Genomic DNA, 1,234 nt, shown 5'->3' with positions numbered 1-1,234 from the left:
CTCGGCGAATATTGAATAAGCTCGATCAAATCATTGCGAAACACCACCGCACCGGGGGAGAGCACGATATTGCGGCCCACGTCGAAGGCTTCGGTATCGGTCATCGAGATTCGCAGCTCGCCATTGCCCTTTTCGAGATCCTCGACGAGGTTCTGCAAGCCGTGCAGCAGGTTTTCGCCGCCGGTTTCCAGCGTTTTGCGCAGCACTTCCGGGTTGGTCAGCAGAAAATTCGACGGGGCCATCGCATCGACGAATTGGCGCGTGTAAAAATCCACCTTCTGCGCAGCTTTCGGATCGAGCCCCTCCACCTGTTTCACCTGATTCTGCATCCAGCGCGCCGTGAGCAGGTAGGATTGCTTGATGTAATCGAACAGAACATTTTCGTTCCAGGCGGAATCTTTGAAGCGCTTATCGTCGCGGTTCGGCGTGACCACCGGCTGCGAATCTTCCCCCATCCAGCGGCGCGCGGCGCTCTGCCAGAGGTTCACATAGTCGCCCCAGAGCTCCACTTGCGCTTGAAGAATCCGGCTGGGATCGGTCATCAGCCGCGTCGTCATCTCTAGGAAGGCCGTAGCGATGGAGGTCGGCGTGCCCGTATCCATCGTCAGCGGGTCGTCCTTATGCCGCTCCATAAAGTCCGCAATGATATGGTGACTGCGCTCGGCGATATCGCCCATTACGCGCGACCATTCGGCAGGATCGGGCAGGGCTACCGTGGGCGCGTCGTTATTTGCCGATTGGTTGGGGGTTGTTTGGTTTTGGGTCATTGCGGTCCTCCCTCCCTAATTGCGCTTTGTGCGCGCTTTTTTTTATCGATACCAACAAAAGACCGCTCGCCCTGGTTTTGCTTGCCAGGAGAGCGTATTTTGCGTGTTCTGTCGGCGCGTGACGCGTCTTCCTCTGGATACCACGGATGGGAGGCGGTCGCAGCCGGAAAGCGTTAAGGTCGGTTCACAGCGGGGGAATGCATGACACAGCGGTTTGAGCGAGTTGGGAACACGCGCGGCGTGGGCCGCCTGCTGTCGGTATCCATGCTCGCGCTGTTGCTCGGCGGGTGTAGCGACCTGGGGCTGTTTACCAATACCAAAACGGCGGATGATGGCACCTATCCGAACCTCGGCACGGTCCCGGCCCGGCCTGCGCCGCGCTCCGACGCGCCTGAACGGCAAGTGGCGCGCGAGGGTTTGGCGGCGGACCGCGACAATGCCCGCTATAGCGCCGATCCCATCCGCCG

Annotated in this window: 2 pseudogenes; one reads left to right on the top strand and one right to left on the bottom strand. The window is 59.9% G+C overall.

Features of this window, described 5'->3' with window-relative positions:
- Positions 1 to 767, bottom strand: a pseudogene (locus tag VZ95_RS14285) (class I poly(R)-hydroxyalkanoic acid synthase); the annotation flags it as partial.
- Between the two features lie 201 nt (positions 768 to 968).
- Between VZ95_RS14285 and VZ95_RS14280 the strand changes: the two are divergent.
- Positions 969 to 1,234, top strand: a pseudogene (locus VZ95_RS14280) (hypothetical protein); the annotation flags it as partial.

The organism is Elstera litoralis, from assembly GCF_000963705.1.
GTDB lineage: Bacteria > Pseudomonadota > Alphaproteobacteria > Elsterales > Elsteraceae > Elstera > Elstera litoralis.
Note: the sequence above shows the minus strand (reverse complement) of the source record. Positions and strands in the feature narration are given on the sequence as shown.